Genomic DNA, 19568 nt, shown 5'->3' on the forward strand with positions numbered 1-19568 from the left:
TATCCGCTAGACTCTTGTTTCTTCAAAAAGCGCAGTACGAGTGCTACTGTCATTAAGCATTTTTTTCCAAGGATCCGTCACCTGAGTCAGAGCAAAGTCAATCCGTGCGGCCAGCTCTTTGCGGTTATCTTCATTATTCAAAATGACCATTTGAATCTGCTCAAGTCCCATACGCTCAACCCACTCGGAGGTTCTCTCCAAATAATTGCCGGTCTCACGGTAATATTGCATCACAGCGGAGCACACTTCGATCAACTCTTCATCGGTCTTAATTTTGCAGAAGGAATCAGCAATCCGTGGTTTGATCCCACCGTTACCACCGATAAATACTTCCCAACCGCCGTCATTACCGACGATGCCAATATCCTTCGTGCAGGATTCCGCACAGTTACGTGGGCAGCCGTTGACAGCTATTTTAAACTTGGCAGGAAAATCAAGACGTTCATACTTACGTTCTATGAGCGCGCCCATTCCCAGCGAATCCTGTGTACCGAAACGGCAGAACTGTGAACCCACACAAGTCTTAACCGTACGTAGCGATTTGGCATAACCATAACCTGATGGCATATCGAGCTCTTCCCATACCTTCGGCAGATCCTCTTTTTTCACCCCGATTAGATCCAGGCGTTGCCCACCAGTCACCTTCACAACTTTTACATCATATTTAAGGGAGACATCAGCGATTTTCTTCAAATCCTCTGGTGTCGTTACCCCGCCGTACATGCGTGGAATAACGGTATAGGTTCCGTCTTTCTGAATATTGGCTCCCATACGTTCATTAACAAAACGTGATTCCTTCTCATCTTGATGTGTATCCGGATTTAGCATCCCCAGATAATAGTTAATCGCCGGACGGCATTTAGAGCAGCCTTCCTCTTGTTTCCAACCCAGTACATGCATAACCTCTTTAGTAGTACTAAGACCTTTAGCTGTAATCTCAGCAACAATCTCATCCCGGCTAAGCGTTGTACAGCTACAGATACCTTGCTTGGCAGACTGCTCAAAACTATCACCCAGGACAAATTGTAAAATTTGTTCTACAACCGGTTTACAACCTCCGCAAGAACGCGTCGCTCCTGTACATGCTTTGATCTCGTCCACAGTAGTAAAACCATTTTCTATGACCGCATCCACAATCGCTTTTTTCGTAACCCCATTACAGCCACAAACGATTTCTTCGTCCGCCATAGCTTCTACAGATGTGCTCTTTTTGGCTCCGCTTCCGCAGCAGCCCGTACCCATGACCTCTGTATAAATCTCATCAGTCATTACAGCACCTTGTTTTACTAACTTTTGCAGGTTAGCCGATTCCGTCACATCCCCGAACAGGACTGCACCAACAATGACATTGTCTTTGAGCAGAATTTTCTTATAGGTTCGCTTCCATTCATCTTTGCTTGAGATTACAGTGTGCTCAGGGGAATCCATAAACTCACCTGCAGAAAATACATCCACACCGGAAATTTTTAATTTGGTGGAGACAACAGAACCTTCATATGGATTTGTATCGCTTCCGCAGAGATGTTTAGCTAGAACCATACCCTGCTCGAAGAGCGGCGCTACTAATCCGTAACAAACTCCGCGATGTTCGGCACATTCGCCAATGGAATATACATTCTGCATAGAGGTCTGCAAATAATCGTCCACTACAATTCCACGATTAACAGCAATTCCGCTTTCTTTTGCCACAGTTATATTCGGTTTGATGCCTACAGCCATAACTACAAAATCAGCTGCAAGTGTAGTGCCATCACTAAATTGTAAACCACTTACTCTCTGTTCCCCTGTCAATTCTACTGTTTGTTTGCCCATGGCAAATTTCACGCCTTGACGCTCTAGCTCAGCTTGCAACATAGAGGAGGCATTACGATCAAGCTGGCGCTCCATTAGATCTTCCATCAGATGCACTACAGTAACGTCCATGCCAAGGTTCACAAGACCCTTTGCCGCTTCCAATCCAAGTAAGCCTCCGCCGATTACCGCCGCTTTGTTGTATTGTTTAGCCGCAGCTAGCATCGCATCACAATCTGCAATATCCCGGAAACCCACTACGCCTTCCTTATCACAACCAGGTACAGGTAAAATAAATGAATTCGAACCCGTTGCAATAATCACTTTATCGTAAGAAACAGCCATACCGTTATCCGCAATTACTTGCTTGGAATGCTCGTCAATTCGCGTAACTGTTGTTCCTGTATGCAAGGTAATGTTGTTATCTTCATACCAGTTCCAGTCGTTTAGGATGATATCGTTGATGGTTTTGCTGCCTTCGAGAACATAGGACAACATGATCCGATTATAATTGGGGTGAGGTTCGCTTCCAAAGACCGTAATGTCATAAGCTCCACCTAGCTTCAATATTTGCTCTAGCGTACCTATGCCTGCCATACCGTTGCCGACTAATACTAATTTTTCTCTCTTCGCTGCCATAGTTAGGTGCCTCCTCAGTCTTATCCGTTCTTGTTGAACTTTGCTTCAACTTATCTTCTACATAATGAAATTATACATTTCAAAATTTAAGAGAGATTGTGATTACAGTCACATTAAATGTGAATATTTTCACATAAAAAATAAGACAACTTTGTTAGGTTCTAAATTCTAATAAAAAAAGCCAGATCACAGGTTCTGAATAACCGTAGATCTGGCATTTATGTACTTTTTTTAACGTATAGCCAATAAAATCTCCAATTCATCCTGCACTCTAAGCTTCATGTCCATTCCATTCTCAAGCAGCTGCTTCCCATTCACCTTCATCTTCCAAACTTCATTGCTAAGAGGAGTATAATCACCAATGGATAACACCTTTTTGTTGTCTTCGGTCAACTGCACCACACTGCTGTTCTTCAACAAACCTCTCACTGTTAAATCTTCAGTAAATCCCATAACATATGAATGATTCAAATTCACTTGCTCACTTCCGCCATTCACGGTCAACAACACAATTTGAAGGGGTTCCTCTTGTTCCTTAGACATCGCCGTAATTACTAATTTTGATTCATGCCCGACGGTTCGACCCCAATCCTCAGATCCAATGGTCTCCCCATCCATTTGCAGCTCCCAATTCATTCCTTGACTGAGTGAAATATTATTTACCGTTAGAATGCTTGTGTTATCCTCAGAAAAGGTGGCCTTCCCACTACCTTTCAGTAGGTCAAAGATCGTTATCCCTTTTCTGTAGCTCTCGCTAAGCTGCTTGTCCAAAGGGTTGGTCAGCAAGTCATTTCCCGCAACGATAAGCGAAAGCGTAGGCCCGTCTGATCCTGCTAAGCCATTATTCCCTTCATTATTAACGTCAGCAAGAGTCGAACATCCACCTATTATGAATACGATGACTAATCCTAGTAACAACCTCCACATATATTTCGTGGGCATAGTGACACCGCCTTGTCCCGCCTAATGACCACACAGCGTCTCAGGCTTGTAGTAAGTTATGCATACTGTCTATTTAAGAATAACGTAAATAAGCTTTGTTCTCAAATATAAAAAAAGTCCCCTAAGGGACTCTGAACTGTGACCGTATTTGTGGAAAGTTGAAAAAAGAAGACCTTTAAGAAGCAATTAATAGGTGACTCCTGAATTCATCGGGAGTCATCTTTTTTAATGTCCATTGATATCGCTCGGAGTTATAGTAGGCGATATAGTCATCAACCTTTGTTCGTAATTCCAAGAGAGTCATACATGTCTTGTACTCCAAATCATCCTTCAGATGGCCAAAAAAGCTCTCCATGGCGGCGTTATCCCAGCAGTTCCCTTTCCGTGACATGGACTGTGTAAACCCAGCTTCGCGTACGAGAAGGCGGAATCTAGGGTGAGTATAGTGCATTCCTTGATCCGAATGCAAAAGGGCTTCTGGATGAATATTGCCATCCAGTCGTTCAAGTAGTTTCTCCAGTGTTCGTTCTACAATTGGCATAGCCAATGAAGAAGAGAGGTAGTGAGCTAAAATTTGTCTCGTAGCCCCGTCTTTCACCACGGATAAATAAGCACATTGTCCATTACCATAATGCATATAGGTAATATCCGTCAGCAGCACTTTCTCAGGCTCTCCTTGGTCAAACTGGCGCTTGAGTAGGTTGGGACATGTTTGGTGCTCTTGTGTGGCTTTTGCCATCTTGCGATAGGGATTTGCTTGCCGGATCGTAGCAACAAGCTTATATTTTCGCATTAATCTTCGAATCTTTTTATGATTCATGATGATACCATTCTCCCGTTCCAGCCACATCTTCACGACCAATGCTCCAGCTTTACCATTCAAAGCGTCATAGTGTTTCTTGATAAGGAAAGCGTCTCGTTCGTCTGCCTTCTCTCGCAACTGTCTTGCTTCCTCAGCGACTTGCCAACGGTAATATCCGCTTAAGCTCACACAAGCTAGCTTACACAAATAACGCGTCATTCGCTGCAGACCGTGCTTACGTATCGTTTGGTTAATAATTTCGTAGCGCTCGGAGGGGGTCAACGTTTCCTCTGCATCTTCTGCTTTTCGAGCGCCTCCAGCTTTTTTAAGAAGTCGTTCTCCATCTCCAGAAGCTTGATTCGTGCTTCTGCACGTTTTAACTTTTCCTCGGTAGAAAGTTCCCCTGTCGGTCGTCTGCCCGGGGATCCTTTTCCTCGTTGTTCCTCTAGTAGTCCAGCCTCTCCCAGAGCATTATATGTATTACGCCAACGGGTTAGGCAATGCTTAGGCTTCTTGCGACCGATAATATCTAGGTTAAATCCTGCGCTAAGGAAGATCTCCATTGGGGCTTGGCCTTCCTTATAGGCCTTAACCGCAGCCAACTTAAACGTTGGTGAATAGGTAATACTCTTTTCCGTCACGTTCTCTACATTTGGATTGTTCTCTAGTTGTTTGATCTCATTTTCGTTGAATATCCTTGAGCTTCCTCTTGTTTTGTTATTCATGAAGGCTTCCTCCGTTATTTCGATATTTCGATTAAAACACAAAATGACCCGTAAGAGGGTCACTTTTTTCAAAGTTTCCATCTTACGGGTCACAGTTCACTCTTTGAAAACTCATTTTTTCTACTGGAATCTAGGGAACAATATATTATTCTCCAGATGAACATGTTCAAAAGTCATGCTCTCCAGCTCCTCTAGCCGGGCATAAGTCAAACGATAGGTTGTACAAGCATGAGCCGGTGGGGTGAAATCATCTGTTATTTTGCGTATTTGTCTCAATATATCGCCTGCTGTGTCATGTTCACTCTCAAGTTCAAATAATGCCTCGCGAAGTGTGGTCAGCCCTTCTTCACTTGGATTGGCATCATACGCTAATAATTTCGGAAACTCATCTTCCTCTTCTTTAGCTGTATGCTGTAGCAGATCTTCCTTGAGTGCATTAAACAAACTATATAACTCTTCTAAATGAGGTGAATCTCCGCCATGAACCCGGTATACCTTAGTTACATTTTGGCTAATCAGGGGCAGTTCTTCCCGCAGGTAATGGTGATGTTTACTCACAATATGGTCGATTAACTCTGCAGAAGGTGCTGTGTTCCATGCGAGTTCTTCTTGTGGTACCGGATATTCCTCGAACAGCTTGTTGAGATCACTAATGATCATCTCTTGATCTAGTCCACGCTCTACAGCTGCTTCAGCAAGAGGTTTGGCGCCTCCACAGCAGAAATCAATCCGTTTAGACTTGAAATAATCCGCAGCTTTTGGGAATTGCAGCACAATATCTTTTACAAGGGCATCTGGAGTAAATCCAGGTTGCACCGATTGCTTATGCTGTAAATCTGAAATTCTATCATTAGGTTGTTTAGTTTCCATAATAGTTCCTCCTCGGGATATGTGATCAGGTTCTGAAAAAATCTTTTCTACCTGTTCACCTTAACCCTGAAAGGAGTTTTGACTTGTGATTGTACTCACGAAAATTGTATCTCTTTGTTGAACGAAAAAGGTCAATCATGGAGATAAATCCCCACAATCGACCTGTCTTTTGTTTACCACACGGGCATCAGTAATGTTATTTGTCTTACATTTATCTATTCGGTCACACCAAATCTGTATCTTTTATTGAACATAAGCCTGCATATACGTTCGCTTCCCCTTTGCGTCCTTCAAATAAGGTCCTAAGCCAGCAAAGCGGGAGTGATCCATATAAACACCAGTCATCCATCTTCCCTCTGTCAGGCCACCATTCCATTTGAGAACAAGGTCAGGGGCGGCTATCCATTCCTGATAGATCTGTATATTCTGATCTTTGTACTCTTTACAAGGCTTAGACTGCTCCAGAAGACGTAGATCATTAAGGTAGGTTGGCACGAAATAAGAGGATATCGTATGCAAATCATCTTCATCAAAAAAGGGCTCATCCCCTAAAAAGGGTTTGAATAATACGGTATTCTCGTACATGGACCAAATTAAGGCTTGTAGCACCATGCTCTGGCGAATGCCATTATGAAACTTATATTGTCGTTGATTACCTGCCATATTCACTTCTTGAAGAGGTTCCGTCGACTCCAGGCAATGCCGTTCACAACCGATACATTTCCAGCCAGAAGGACTTTGAATCCATTTTTGAAAAATAGTTCCGCTATCATTGTTGCCTTTGTAGAGTGAAGAGATAATGCTGTAAGGCACACCAATCCACGCATCCCATAAGGAATCTGGAAGATGGCTATGCAGCATGAACAACGTCTTGTCATAGATGAGCTGTACTTTGATCGAAGCGTTCTCCAGCTCAGCAACATCCTTTTTTCCATACGTTATTTCCCGGGAAAACAGGGTGGTCTTCATCTCCCTCGCCTCCTAATAGTTTTGCTATGCCTGTACTCCAGCTGAGTAGATTTGAGCAAAAACCAATATTGCAAGCGTTTCCATGCAAGGAACATACAACGTTTTTTCTATTATATTACAGATTTTTTCGATCTGTGCAAGGTTTTTATTTAAAAATTGAAAAGCCCTCCTCCGTTCTTCAGGAAAAAGGGCCACAACACGACTTTGATTTCTACTCTACCCAGCTCTCAGCCCAAGACTGAATCTGCTGCATAACAGGCTCCAGCGCACGGCCTTTGTCTGTTAGTTCATATTCAATACGTACAGGTGTTTCCGGGTATACATGTCTAACCAGAATACCCTCACCTTCCAAATCCTTCATCCGCTCGGACAGCATCTTATCGCTCATTGAAGGAATGAGGCCGGAAATATCTTTAAACCGCTTCGGTCCACTCATCAATGTCTGAATAATAAGTCCATTCCAACGTTTGCCTAAGAAAGAGAAGGCTGTCTCAAATCTGGGACACATCGAAATTTGATGTTCTTCCATTGTTCTCACCTCTCACTAGCGAAACTTACTATTAGTTAGTATATATAATATTAACACATTTCATCCCTGATGAACATCGTTTACTAAAAAAAGTTCATCTGACATTATCATTATATCCTCGTTGTCAATCCCCTGTATGTGCTTTAGATTCCCTTTGAGCAATCGCTTCTGTCACGATTTGCGCCAAGTCATCATTTCCGAATAAGGAGAGTACGCCGAGAACTGTGTCATCGGAAATATCCCCTGCTTCCTCCGCAGAAACCGTTAGGGCAAGCGCTTTTCGCAAGGCTTCATTCCCTTCTTGCTGTGGATAAGCCTGCAAATATAAACTGTGCGGGTCGAGTCCTTGATTCACGCACCACTGGGCGAATACAAGGATCATCATCTCTTCCTCCCGCTTATAGCTTTCGATGATTTGTTCCTCCACTAATTTACGGTTGTCTTCCATATTTTACTCCTTTCTTAGAGACCTCATTCAGCAAGCTGAGCTGCCAATCTATGACTAGGCAGAACTGCTGAAGCAGCAATACTGCATAACTCTGGTGTATTTATATTGTTCAGAAAATGATCTACCACTCCACCGAAACCTCTTCTATCCAGCACCGTATCCCAGCTTCCAAAGCTCTGGGTCCATGGCAAAGCATTTTTTTCATATAGGATGGCTTGGTCCAGATCTGCCACTTCCACCGAACGGCCATTACCGTGCAGCTCCAGCTTCTCCAAATCAACACCAGCCTCACGAACCATGCTATACATCCCCACTGAGCCTTGCTCCCAACCCAGCATTCCAGATGCCTGGACAAGTCGCCCCTCTCCATTGGATTGAAGATTACTGCGAAGCAGCTCATACTGATCTCCACATAACCATAACAGCAGATCAAGCATATGAATCAAGTCGTCATGTACAGTCTCACGGCTGCTGCCTAATTGCAGCTTCGTGCGATGTTTAATCGCGTGGCAATGGCTAATGCCTCCAGCTTCCTCGAGCCAACTCTTGGCGGTGACATACATTGGGGCAAAACGCCGATTAAAGCCCACTCCTAGCAGCAGCCCTTTATTTTCTGCCAGCTCTGCCATCCTTCTGGATTCTTCCAGATCATAGGACAGCGGCTTATCTACATACACCGAAATCCCCTGTTCGAGACATTTTGTTACTATATCATAATGGGTCGTCGTTGGGCTATGCACAAATACTGCATCCAGATCCCAAGACAACAGCTCGTCTAAATTTGTCGTACCTTTAGGAAAGCGATAGGCATTAACAGCTTGCTCTACTGTTGTGGATGAGTGACTGAGAACCCCCACTACCTCAACTTGTCCATGCTGAGAGAGCAGTGGCAAATATACTTTGCGGGCGATATTGCCAATCCCGATGATGGCGACTCTTTTGCGTACAGAAACGATCACTGATCTAACTCCCCTCTTTATAATTCAAGAATTTATCTCTCTCTTTGTTCTCTATAAATGCTATTATACCTGCTTGGCGTTCGCCGACAATGATCTTCACTTCAATATTTACTTTTTATCCCGTATGATGAGATGAATGAGTGGAAGAAAGGGTATATTAGCTATGAGAAAATGGTTCTCGATTATTCTTTATGTTTCGGGCACAATCCTTGCGTTTATCTACAGATATGACATCCTTAGCTGGATGAAAGAGGATCATAATGTTTTTGGCTCTATAGGGATCGCAACTTTACTGGCTCTCTTTCCAGTTGTACCGTACAAAGCGGTCATCGGATTTTTTGGTTATGCATACGGAAGTTTGGCTGGTGCTTTAATTTGCTGGGTAGCTACAACCCTTGCTGCCGCATTCCTTTTCGGCGTAGTGAAGTTCTTATTTCAAGATCAAGCGAGAGCTTATCTGACTTCTATTCCCCTACTTGAAAAATTCACAAAAGGCATAGAACGGCGGCCCTTTGCTTCTATTGTCTTAGCACGTCTCTTGCCGATTATCCCGCAGACCGCAGTTAACATCTATGCCGGAGCAGCCGGGCTGCCCTTCTGGAGTTATCTAGCTGCCTCAGCTATTGGAAAAATCCCAGGCATCGCCTTGTATGCCTTCCTTGGGGATCAACTGTTCCAGAACCCTGGAAATGCGATTATAGCCATCGTTGTTTATGCCATTGTGCTTATTATAGCCGGACTAAGCTTTCGTTACAGTTCACAGGAAGTAAAAAAACACTAGGTAACAGAGAGCTTATTTGGCGGAAGCTGGCAGGCTGTGGTTATTTGCTTTATAATTAGATTGTGATCTATTTAATTGCATTACATGAATGGAGGGATATTAATGAGTGAACATCAGACTAACCATATAAATTCCAAGGCGGAAAAAGCAACCTTTGCAGGTGGATGCTTCTGGTGCATGGTCTCGCCGTTCGAGGAATTGCCAGGCATTATTAGTGTCGTCTCCGGCTATACTGGCGGGCATACAGTGAATCCTACCTATGAAGAGGTATGCTCCGAAACCACAGGACATGTTGAAGCGGTACAAATTACGTTCAACCCAGAAATTTTCCCTTATAGCAAGCTGCTTGAATTATTCTGGCAGCAAATTGACCCAACCGATGCGGGTGGACAATTCCATGATCGCGGCACCTCTTACGGAACGGCTATCTTCACCCATTCTGAAGAGCAAAAGCAACAAGCAGAGGCTTCCAAGGCAGCTTTGCAAGAAAGCGGACGATTCGCTAGCCCGATTGTTACCCCGATCCTCCCGGCAGCAACCTTCTATCCTGCCGAAGAATATCATCAGGGCTACCATCGTAAGAACCCGGGCCACTACAAACGTTACCGTAAGGGTTCCGGCCGAGAGGATTTTATCGAAACCCACTGGACACATAAAGAAGATAAACTAAGCTTGAAAGAACGTCTGACGCCACTTCAATATGAAGTCACTCAGAATAGCGCTACAGAGTCACCTTTCCGAAATGATTTTTGGGATCACCACGGAGAAGGCATTTATGTAGATATCGTATCTGGTGAAGCATTATTCAGTTCGCAGGATAAATACGATTCCGGTTGTGGCTGGCCCAGCTTTACACGTCCAATCCGCGATTACGCCGTGAAGGAAAAGACGGACCTCAGCCATTTGATGGTTCGCACAGAAGTGCGCAGCAAAGTAGCAGATTCCCATCTAGGTCATGTCTTCGACGATGGTCCAGGGGAAAACGGCCTGCGCTACTGCATTAATTCAGCGGCACTGCGATTTATACCGAAAGAGGATCTGGAGAAAGAGGGCTATGGCGAGTATCGTGTACTCTTCCAGCCTGCCTAATCTTCGATAACGTGCGAAACTGTACTATCTTATAGAAAAGCCTCCAATTCACGGTATACCATGAATTGGAGGCTTTTTAATTCATAGGAGCTTATTCTTTATTCTCGTCCTCGTTCGCTTTCTTATCCTTTATTGAGGTTGTCACCTTTGGCTCTGCTGGTGCAGGGAGTACCTCCTTGTTCAGCTCCCGATTTTCCTGCCGTATCCGCTGGGTCTGCTGCTCCCGTCGTACGCGGATATTTTTGCGGGCAAACCAAACGATGGCTAAAATAATGCCCGCACCGATTAGAATCGGCAATGCGCCTGCAAGAATTACAAAAATCCACTGAAACATAACAGATAGTGCGTTCAGGCTTCCTTTTAAAGCATCTGATGCGCGTTCCAGCAATGGACCTTGCTCTGCCTTTTCCTTCACAGCTAAGCTCTCATCCGTCTGGTACACTCTAAGCTCTACCGTTGAAAAGGATACGTTCTGATCTATATATCGCATTCTGCCTTTGATCTGCTCAATCGTTTCTTGAATCGAACCAAGCTCGTTTGCAAAGGCAACCAGATCACTTGATTTCGTTGCTTTTTTCATAAACTCAGTATATTGAGCTTCCATTAACTGCTTTGCCTTCAGACGCGACTCTAGATCAACATACTCCTCCGAGACATCCTGACCTTGAATGCTGCGCTGTAGCGATTCGTGTTTTACTTTTTCCAAATTATTCAGAAAAGGAGAGAATCCGGAGGCTGGCACCTTAAGGATAAACGTCCCCCCTTGCTCATATTGCGACATGTTCTCGTTAAACTCTATAATATATCCTTTAGCCATCGTTACCATGTTTCGAATTTCAGTCTGAGCTTTACCGTAGTCTTCTACTTCCATAGTCAGATTGGCATGATAGATAAGCTTCTTGTTCAATCCTTCCACGACATCACTGCCCGTGAATCCCGCGTTTGCTTGATCCGTGTTCTCTGATGTCAAACCTTTTTCAACTGGGGCTTCGTTGCCTCCCGCTGCTGTCTCAGCCTCTGCTGAGGTATTCTTATCCGCTAATGTAGCTTTTGAAGATTGCTCAGTGGTTGCTGCAGCAGAATTACTCGTATTTCCGCCGTCACTAGCTAATTTGTCAGCTGCCGAATTGTTATCACCCGAGCCACAACCTGCCAATACCACCGCAAGAATTAATAAACATAAGTAATGCAGACCCCATTTGCGCATTCTCATTCCTCCAAAAATGTAGTGGTAATCCCTAGCATTGTAACGTTACGGAATGTCATGTTCTATACAGATCTCTTCCGTCTCTCATTTCTTTGACGCCCCAAAACTTGGAAGGTTGCACTGGAATATGGAATTTCGGTAAATTTCTTTTGGTTTTTCATGTTGAAATACACAAAAAGCCGCATTTCTGCGGCTCTTATTGGACATATTTTTTATGTGGGAGGGGTCCTGAAAGTTAAAGAACTCATTTGCTTACAAACTCATTATTTGGTACAATTACCACGTCTAACCTAGTAAAAAAATCCAAATACCCTCTATTCATAATGAATGAGGGCGTGACACGGCTTTGCTGAGACAAGCTCCACCTTGCTGAACAGAGCCGTTCTTTGAATGATACTGTCAATTACTAAAAGGGGAGGTGAACCCTCATGGCAAAAGACGTAGTTTGTGAAGTTAACTCCTGCACCCACTGGGCAGAAGAGAACAAATGCAGCGCTGAATCGATCTTCGTAGCTTTCCACAGCTCCCAAGAACCAAAACGCGCAGAAGAAACAGATTGCAAAACTTTCGAAAGTAAATAAGTAAATGCCTAAAGGGACCCTCCACGGTTCCTTCTTTTTCTTTTTCATTCTAACAAGATTGAGAATTATTATCAAGTAGCTGATTACAAAAAAATAATTGAACTAAAAAGCCAGGGTAAATTACCCTGGCTCTAATTTATTTAAGTCTATTTAGAAGCAATAACCCCTGTCTTTTCCCTCGCAATAGCAGCAGCTCTTACCATGTTACGTAGTGCATCCTCTGTCTCCTGCCAGCCACGCGTTTTCAGACCGCAATCCGGATTAATCCAGAACTGTTCAGGGTCAAGCACCCGCAGCGCACGATCGATATTCGCAGTCATTTCTTCGACAGCTGGAACCCGCGGGCTATGGATGTCGTACACTCCAAGACCGATTCCTTTATCATAGGCTTGCTCCTCAAAGCTGATAATCAGCTCACCATGGCTACGTGAAGTCTCAATGGAGATTACATCAGCATCCATAGCCGATATTGAATCGATCATGTCATTAAATTCGCTGTAGCACATATGCGTATGAATTTGTGTCGTAGCCTTCACATGGTTCGTGGCAACACGGAACGACTTCACTGCCCAGTTCAGGTAATGCTCACGGTCTTCTGCCTTTAGCGGAAGTCCTTCACGAATAGCCGGCTCATCCACTTGAATCATTTCGATGCCTGCATCTTCCAACGCTTTTACTTCATGGCGAAGGGCAAGAGCAATTTGATTGGCTACCTCTTCCCGGCTGAGATCATCACGTACAAATGACCAATTGAGGATAGTAACAGGGCCCGTCAACATTCCTTTAACCGGAAGCTTCGTCAACGATTGTGCATAGACGCTTTCTTTAACAGTCATAGGCTGTATAAATGCAATATCCGCGTAGATCACCGGCGGCTTAACGCAACGGGAACCGTAGGATTGAACCCAGCCATTACTAGTAAACAAGTATCCATCCAGCTTTTCTCCGAAAAACTCCACCATATCTGTACGCTCGAACTCGCCGTGGACCAGAACATCCAGACCTAGCTTTTCTTGGAAGGTAATTGCATCCGCGATCTGCTCACGAACAAATCCATCATAACGCTCCTGATTCCAGACCCCTTTACGCCATTTCAATCTCGCCTGGCGCACTTCGACTGTCTGCGGAAAGCTACCAATTGTAGTGGTTGGCAGAAGTGGAAGCTGCCATTTCTCTTGCTGCACCTTTAAGCGCTCAGCAAAAGGCAGACTGCGTTGGTCTGGTAGAGCTGCAAGTGCAAGCACTTGCTCCGCCACATCCTTACGGCCACGCTCAGGTAGTGCGCGGAACGCTGCAATAGCTTCACGACTAGCGGCCAGCGCTGCTTGAGAAGCTTCTCCTTTATCTGCGACGGCTGCTCCGAGCAGACTAAGCTCTTTAAGCTTCTCATCGGCAAAGGCTAACGCATTCTTAACTGTCGCCTTCAGCTTCACTTCACCTTGAACGGTGACTGGGACATGCAACAGACTGCAAGAAGGCTGAAGAATAAGACGATCAAGCGGCACATGAACGCTGAGCTTTTCTACCAGTTGCAGCTTGGCGTCTAAATCGGAACGCCAAATGTTCCGTCCATCAATAATTCCAGCACCCAGCCATTTGTCCTTCGGCCAGCCAAGACGTTCGATGGAAGCCAGATTCGCTCCACCATCGTGCACAAAGTCAAGACCCAAGCCTTGAACAGGCAACTCTAGCAGTGCCTCCAGCGGCTCAGCAGCTTCAAAATACGTCTGTAAAATAATATTCAAGCCCGGCACGGAGGCGGCAATGTCTGTGTATATCGAGTTAAGCAGTGTTAATTCTTCTTTACTTATGCCTGTAACAATCGCTGGCTCATCGATTTGTACCCAGCTTACCCCTTCTTGCTTCAGTTCCTGTAGCAGTTGAACATAGACTGGAACAAAACGTGCAGCAATCTTGGCGATATCTGCCGCTGCGTAACCTTTGGACAGCTTAAGGAAGGTATACAGACCTAAAAGTACCGGTTTACCTTCAATCCCTGCCTGCGATTTAGCAAAACGATAAGCCGCTAGAGGTTTGTTTTCAGTCAGGCGTGGTGTTTGTGTGCCGATCTCTGGAACGATATAGTGATAGTTCGTATTGAACCATTTGGTCATCTCGCAGGCAGTAGCCTCAGCATTACCACGGGCCATTGCAAAATAAAGATCAAGCCCGATGTCGCCGCCATCATACGCATACCGTGGAGGTACGATTCCAAACATAACAGCCGCATCCAACACATGATCATAAAATGTAAAATCATTTACCGGAATAAGCTCAATTCCTGCTTCTTGCTGGGTCTTCAAATGCTGCAGCTGGATTGCTGCCATTTCGGAGCGGAATTGCTCCTCATTTATTTTCCCCTGCCAGAATGCCTCCAGTGCCTTTTTCCATTCGCGGTTCTTTCCGATTCTCGGATATCCAAGATTGCTTACTTTTACCTTATTCGTCATTTCGATACACTCCCTCTTCAATCTCTTATTTCAAACTCCAAAACTACTTGCTTTCCTATAAAAAAGAGCGCCCTTCCCTAAAAAAGTCAAAGGGAAAGACGCCCATGATATACCCATGGTTAACGTCTAACACCTCCCTATCTTCCGTAGGTGAAGCAGTGCTGTTGAAACAGGCAGGTCTCCTGGCTAGCGGCGTCAACATCTTGAGCAGTCTTCCCAGCAGTAGTAAATTGCCAGTGACCTCTGTTGCTCGAGATTCTTCCGTTACAGTGGCGGGACCGCATCGGCTTCGAACCGAATTTCCCTATTAAGCCTACCGAATTACTATTTTCCGGTCAGCACCTGTCTCCGATATCATTCATCATTTGAGTGTCTTAATCTGATGTCATCATACGTGAAAGCCCCAGCAATCTGCAATAGATTACTGGGGCTTCTGTTATATCGATTCCTTATAACGGACTTAGAAAAATACGAAATATACTACAGCAGCAAGAATTATACGGTATATAGCAAACGGTAAGAGCTTGATACGATTGATCAGTTTTAAGAAGAAACGCATCGATAACAGCGCAAATAGGAAGGCACTAATAAAGCCTGCAATAAAAAACGGCAGCGCGTCCATGGTGAAATATTGCCAGTTCTTCATCAGTGACAACAGACTGGCACCTGCCATGATGGGTACTGCCATAATAAACGTAAAATCAGCAGCGGCACGATGGCTCATCCCGAGGATTACGCCACCAGAAATCGTCGAGCCCGAGCGTGAAAATCCAGGCCATAACGAAAAACACTGTACAAGACCTACACCAAGTGCCTGTTTGTATGTAATCTGATCTACACTCTCAGTTCTGATCTTCTTCGGCCCAAACAGATCCGCAATAATCATTAATATAGCCCCGATCACTAGACCAATTAACACCGTTGAGGTAGAGAATAAATGCTCATCAATATAATCATTAAACAGAACACCTAACACACCTGCAGGCACTAACCCTACCAGAACCTGTGTCAGCTTGAGGTGCCCGCCCTGCTCTAACTGCGGTAGCTTCTCTGTTACAGGGTCCAACTGCTTACGGCTGAAACGCCTTAAGCCCAACAGATCAATGAATCGATTTCTAAAAATCACAACAACCGCTAATATAGAACCCAGTTGAATAACTATTTTGAAGGTATTTGCCGTATATTGTCCAAATAACTCCTGTGATTTCAGCCACATATCATCAACAATAATCATATGACCCGTGGAGGATACTGGAGCAAATTCGGTTAAACCTTCAACAAGCCCCAAAATAATGGCTTTAATAATCGTTAATAGCTCCATGTGTTTCCCTCCTTTTTAATAGTCATTTCTATTATCAGTCCTCCACCCGCTTAGCCCTCAATGTTCATTCTCCGGCTGCGTTTGCGGAAGTACAGAAACCCAAGAATAACTAATCCGCCAGCAATTAGTACATAGACCACATTGGAGTAGACATCCATGTACATGGCAATGTCCTCCCAGGATTCGCCCAAAGCCGCGCCAATAAGCACAAGCAGCAAATTCCATCCCAATGTGCCAATCGTTGTGAAGATCATAAATACTCCAAATTTCATACCTGACATTCCCGCCGGAATCGAAATCAGACTGCGGACCAGCGGAACCATCCGACAAAACAATACAGTCCAATAGCCATATTTATCAAACCAGGCGTCAGCCTTGTGGATATCTTTTTTAGTGACGCGAATTAGGCCCCCCCAGCGTTCAACCAGTTTCTCTAACCGGCTCACATCCAATAATCGGCCAATATAATAGAGAATTACTGCACCCAGTAGTGATCCAGCCGTGGCAGCAATGATTACACCAGGTATAGTTAAGCTCGTCGTAGTGGTCATAAACCCTCCAAAGGGCAGGATCACTTCTGAAGGAATTGGTGGAAATATATTTTCAAAGGCCAGCATCAGAAAAATACCGAAGTAACCAAACTGCTCCATAAAGTCTGTAATCCATGCTTGCATTCTTGTTACCCCCATTTCTCATATCAAGTTCTTCTTCAGGTTGCGTAAATAGCGGCTGCGAATAAAAAAGAAGTATAGTCCTTGAACAGCCAAATATCCGAGTAACACCGCGCCTGTCTCCGTTGCGATAGATAAGTAGAACAACCGTTGAAGCGCAATAAAGGCAAACACACTGTGTAAAATAGCTATTCCGACCGGCACAAAAAACAATAGAGCGAGCTGAATTGTGACTATTCGATTGAGTTCTTTATCCGTAAGCCCCATCTTGGACAAAGTGGAATATTGATTGCGATCATGATCAAGATCGGTATATAACCGGAAGTAAAGAAAGCTGCCTGCCGCGATAAAAAAGACAGTACCCACCAGCAATGAAGCAAAAAGCATTGTGTTATACAATGTTTTCTGAAGCTCAAACAGCGTGCCGCTGATCACAATCGCATACGGAGAATCACTTTCATAGGACTGTTTGCCTTTATGGGCAAGATCATCTGCGATACCTACCGTCTGTGGAAAATCCTCTACATAAAAACCTGTATAAAGATCCGTCTGCACGGGATCAATAGCGCTGTAGAGCTCATCACTGATCACGACACCACTAAAATCCCCGCCATCTCTACCATCCAGCTCCGGCAATAAATATTCAGCAATGGGGACTTGCGCGGTATAACCTATTTCTTTAATGGCAAGTCCTTGCTGCAAGGAATAGACCGCTTTTACTCTGCCTTCTGTTAAACTGCGATCCCGCTGTGAACCAATCATCACCAGACCTTCGTTGCCCACCAGAGCACGCTCAGCCGTTGTGAAACCTGCACGCTGCAGGGCGAGATTATAATCACTAAAAGCAATCAAGGGAAGGCGTAAAGTGCGATCGGGTCCAGTCTGAGCTTCGACCTCAGCATATTTAATCGGGATACTAAGCGCTTCATAAGGGAGTCCGTGCGTCTTGAGCTCTTCCTTAATTTCGTTCAGATGCTGATCAAAGGGTTCATCCGCCTGATTTCCTTTAGCTACATAACCCACTGCTGCAGGATAATCCAATTTCAGCTCTCTGGAAAGTGTATGTATCGATGCAAATACCCCTACTGAAGTGAAGGAGACTGCGGATACAATCGTCACCATAAAAAACATTCGGCCATTCTCTTTCCAGCGGTAGGACAAGCCCGATAAAGTGATGATATTCGTACGATGCCAATACAAGCGCCGAATGTCCTTAAGCAGCTTAACCACACAAATACTTAGCTGGGTATAAAAGAGATACGTCCCGATAACCGTAATCGCAACGACCGGAAACATGACTTTCTCTACGGAAGCAGCTTTTGCAGTAGCCGCCATATAATAACCACTGATCAGCAGTACAGCAGAGATAAATGACAATATAAACGATACTTTGGGTTCTTCTTCTGCCTTACGTTCTCCCTGAAACAGACGCATCAGTGACTCATTGCCGATAAAAACAAAGGTGCAAAGCGATATCAGAAAAAACAATAACACGAAGCTGCAGATCGTAAGCACAAGTGCCTGCCATGGGAGATGAAAGGTTAACAGGGGAATTCCCAAAAAAGTGGATCCGATCATCAGGAATAATTTGCCCAGAAGTAACCCGAGAAGGGTACCCGTCAGGATGGCAGAGGTGCCGATCATCATATTTTCCAGAAAAACCATGGTGTTTAGCTGTCTCTTCGTCATTCCATGCATCAATAAAATTCCGAACTCCATCTTCCGCGACTGCAGGAAGGATCCAACGGATACGAGCACGAACAAAGAACAAAAGACATAAATAATTGCCTCTGCCACCATCATCGTATGAGCCGCCGTACTATAAATTAAGCTCTTTGAAATATCCGGATGGTAAATAAACAAAGCGCACACGAAAAAGATCATCACCGAAAAAGCACTGACGACAAAATAAGCGGCATATTTGCGTTTATTACGTGTTACATTCCTATAAGCGAATTGCCGAAAGGTCATGGCTGGTTCCCCCAAGCAGAGACAACATATCAATAATACTTTGGAAGAAAGCGCCTCTATTACTGCCCTTGTACATTTCACTATAGAAACGTCCGTCTTTAATAAAGATGACCCGGTTGCAAAAGCTCGCAGCCACTGCATCATGCGTGACCATCAGCACCGTAGCTCCTTCTTCCTTATTCACCTCTGTCAACATATTCATGACTTCCCCTGAGGCTTTGGAATCCAGATTGCCTGTGGGCTCATCCGCCAAAATTAACGCTGGACGATGAATCATCGCCCGGGCGATAGCCGCCCGCTGCATTTGTCCGCCTGAGACCTCATACGTGCGCTTCTTCAGCAAATGTTCTATGCCAAGCAAGGTAGTGACCTCTTTTAGCCTGCTCTCCATCTCTGGGACACGGGCACCTGCAAGCGTTAAAGGTAATACGATGTTCTCCTCTACAGTGAGCGTATCCAGTAGATTAAAATGCTGAAAGACGAAGCCTAGCTCATGACGGCGAAAAAGTGCCTTTTCTTTTCTGCTAAGCAGATTAGGATCTCGCCCGTTGATCAGAATCTGACCGGAGGTCGGTTGGTCGATGGTGGCAATCGTGTTGAGCAGCGTTGTTTTCCCACTCCCTGATGGGCCCATTATGCCAACGAACTCCCCCTTTTCTACAGAAAAGCGGATATGATTCAGCGCCTGAGTGGACACTTTACCCTCATATATTTTTGATAAATTATGAACATCTAGAATGGGCAAGTGTTACCTCTCCTTCTTTCGACTGGATTGCCTTCATTATACAAAGTGTACACATGGGCTGCTATTTCTGAAACTTAC

The 19568-nt window shown here is 44.6% G+C and carries 17 protein-coding genes and 1 riboswitch; of the genes, 3 read left to right on the forward strand and 14 right to left on the reverse strand.

Going from position 1 to position 19568, the window contains the following annotated elements; translation table 11 throughout:
* Window positions 1-6 precede the first annotated feature (6 nt).
* From nirB to PODO_RS21310, 8 genes are all read right to left on the reverse strand, one after another.
* A complete protein-coding gene (gene nirB, locus PODO_RS21270) occupies window positions 7-2430 on the reverse strand; it encodes a nitrite reductase large subunit NirB (protein WP_036682952.1) in 2424 nt (807 codons plus the stop codon).
* A gap of 231 nt (window positions 2431-2661) precedes the next feature.
* Entirely contained in the window at window positions 2662-3372 is a 711-nt protein-coding gene (locus PODO_RS21275) for a hypothetical protein (RefSeq protein WP_038572558.1), read from the reverse strand.
* A 175-nt stretch (window positions 3373-3547) separates the two neighbouring features.
* A protein-coding gene (locus PODO_RS30685) for an IS3 family transposase (RefSeq protein WP_141118633.1) occupies window positions 3548-4899 on the reverse strand; the annotation gives its coding sequence in 2 pieces (ribosomal slippage) (window positions 3548-4512 and window positions 4512-4899; 1353 coding nt in all).
* Between the two features lie 120 nt (window positions 4900-5019).
* The gene (gene ric / locus PODO_RS21290) at window positions 5020-5715 is read right to left on the reverse strand and encodes an iron-sulfur cluster repair di-iron protein (protein ID WP_038574702.1); all 696 of its coding nucleotides are present in this window, start codon (window positions 5713-5715) and stop codon (window positions 5020-5022) included.
* Window positions 5716-6012: 297 nt separating this feature from the next.
* Entirely contained in the window at window positions 6013-6738 is a 726-nt protein-coding gene (locus PODO_RS21295) for a hypothetical protein (RefSeq protein ID WP_038572559.1), read from the reverse strand.
* A 211-nt stretch (window positions 6739-6949) separates the two neighbouring features.
* The gene (locus PODO_RS21300; protein WP_036682958.1) at window positions 6950-7267 is read right to left on the reverse strand and encodes a winged helix-turn-helix transcriptional regulator; all 318 of its coding nucleotides are present in this window, start codon (window positions 7265-7267) and stop codon (window positions 6950-6952) included.
* Between the two features lie 124 nt (window positions 7268-7391).
* The gene (locus PODO_RS21305; protein ID WP_036682960.1) at window positions 7392-7715 is read right to left on the reverse strand and encodes a protein YxiS; all 324 of its coding nucleotides are present in this window, start codon (window positions 7713-7715) and stop codon (window positions 7392-7394) included.
* Window positions 7716-7738: 23 nt separating this feature from the next.
* A complete protein-coding gene (locus PODO_RS21310; RefSeq protein ID WP_038572562.1) occupies window positions 7739-8674 on the reverse strand; it encodes a Gfo/Idh/MocA family protein in 936 nt (311 codons plus the stop codon).
* A gap of 163 nt (window positions 8675-8837) precedes the next feature.
* Here PODO_RS21310 and PODO_RS21315 point away from each other — a divergent pair, with 163 nt between their 5' ends.
* Window positions 8838-9455, forward strand: coding sequence for a TVP38/TMEM64 family protein (locus tag PODO_RS21315; RefSeq protein WP_038572564.1), 618 nt, complete (start codon window positions 8838-8840; stop codon window positions 9453-9455).
* Between the two features lie 102 nt (window positions 9456-9557).
* Entirely contained in the window at window positions 9558-10544 is a 987-nt protein-coding gene (gene msrA, locus PODO_RS21320; protein ID WP_038572566.1) for a peptide-methionine (S)-S-oxide reductase MsrA, read from the forward strand.
* A 91-nt stretch (window positions 10545-10635) separates the two neighbouring features.
* Here the strand turns inward: msrA and PODO_RS21325 are convergent, their stop codons facing one another.
* Complete coding sequence (locus PODO_RS21325; protein WP_051491265.1) at window positions 10636-11751, reverse strand: DUF4349 domain-containing protein; 1116 nt, start codon at window positions 11749-11751, stop codon at window positions 10636-10638.
* A 428-nt stretch (window positions 11752-12179) separates the two neighbouring features.
* On the opposite strand from PODO_RS21325, the gene PODO_RS30690 reads away from it, so the two are divergent.
* Complete coding sequence (locus PODO_RS30690; RefSeq protein WP_076098619.1) at window positions 12180-12332, forward strand: DUF1540 domain-containing protein; 153 nt, start codon at window positions 12180-12182, stop codon at window positions 12330-12332.
* Window positions 12333-12478: 146 nt separating this feature from the next.
* Here PODO_RS30690 and metE read toward each other — a convergent pair whose 3' ends face one another.
* From metE to PODO_RS21350, 5 genes are all read right to left on the reverse strand, one after another.
* Window positions 12479-14782, reverse strand: a complete 2304-nt coding sequence (gene metE, locus PODO_RS21330; RefSeq protein ID WP_038572568.1) for a 5-methyltetrahydropteroyltriglutamate--homocysteine S-methyltransferase — start codon at window positions 14780-14782, stop codon at window positions 12479-12481.
* A gap of 155 nt (window positions 14783-14937) precedes the next feature.
* A riboswitch (cobalamin riboswitch) is annotated at window positions 14938-15143 on the reverse strand.
* A gap of 99 nt (window positions 15144-15242) precedes the next feature.
* Window positions 15243-16103: an undecaprenyl-diphosphate phosphatase gene (locus PODO_RS21335; protein ID WP_036682972.1), complete on the reverse strand. Its 861-nt coding sequence runs from the start codon at window positions 16101-16103 to the stop codon at window positions 15243-15245.
* A 50-nt stretch (window positions 16104-16153) separates the two neighbouring features.
* Window positions 16154-16777 carry a DedA family protein gene (locus PODO_RS21340; RefSeq protein WP_038572570.1) on the reverse strand — a complete coding sequence of 208 codons (624 nt, stop codon included), beginning with the start codon at window positions 16775-16777 and terminating at the stop codon, window positions 16154-16156.
* A gap of 18 nt (window positions 16778-16795) precedes the next feature.
* Entirely contained in the window at window positions 16796-18745 is a 1950-nt protein-coding gene (locus tag PODO_RS21345) for an FtsX-like permease family protein (RefSeq protein ID WP_038572572.1), read from the reverse strand.
* Window positions 18720-19490, reverse strand: a complete 771-nt coding sequence (locus PODO_RS21350) for an ABC transporter ATP-binding protein (protein WP_036682980.1) — start codon at window positions 19488-19490, stop codon at window positions 18720-18722. The genes PODO_RS21345 and PODO_RS21350 overlap by 26 nt, the downstream gene beginning before the upstream one ends.
* Window positions 19491-19568 lie beyond the last annotated feature (78 nt).

This window comes from Paenibacillus odorifer (assembly GCF_000758725.1).
GTDB lineage: Bacteria > Bacillota > Bacilli > Paenibacillales > Paenibacillaceae > Paenibacillus_AQ > Paenibacillus_AQ odorifer.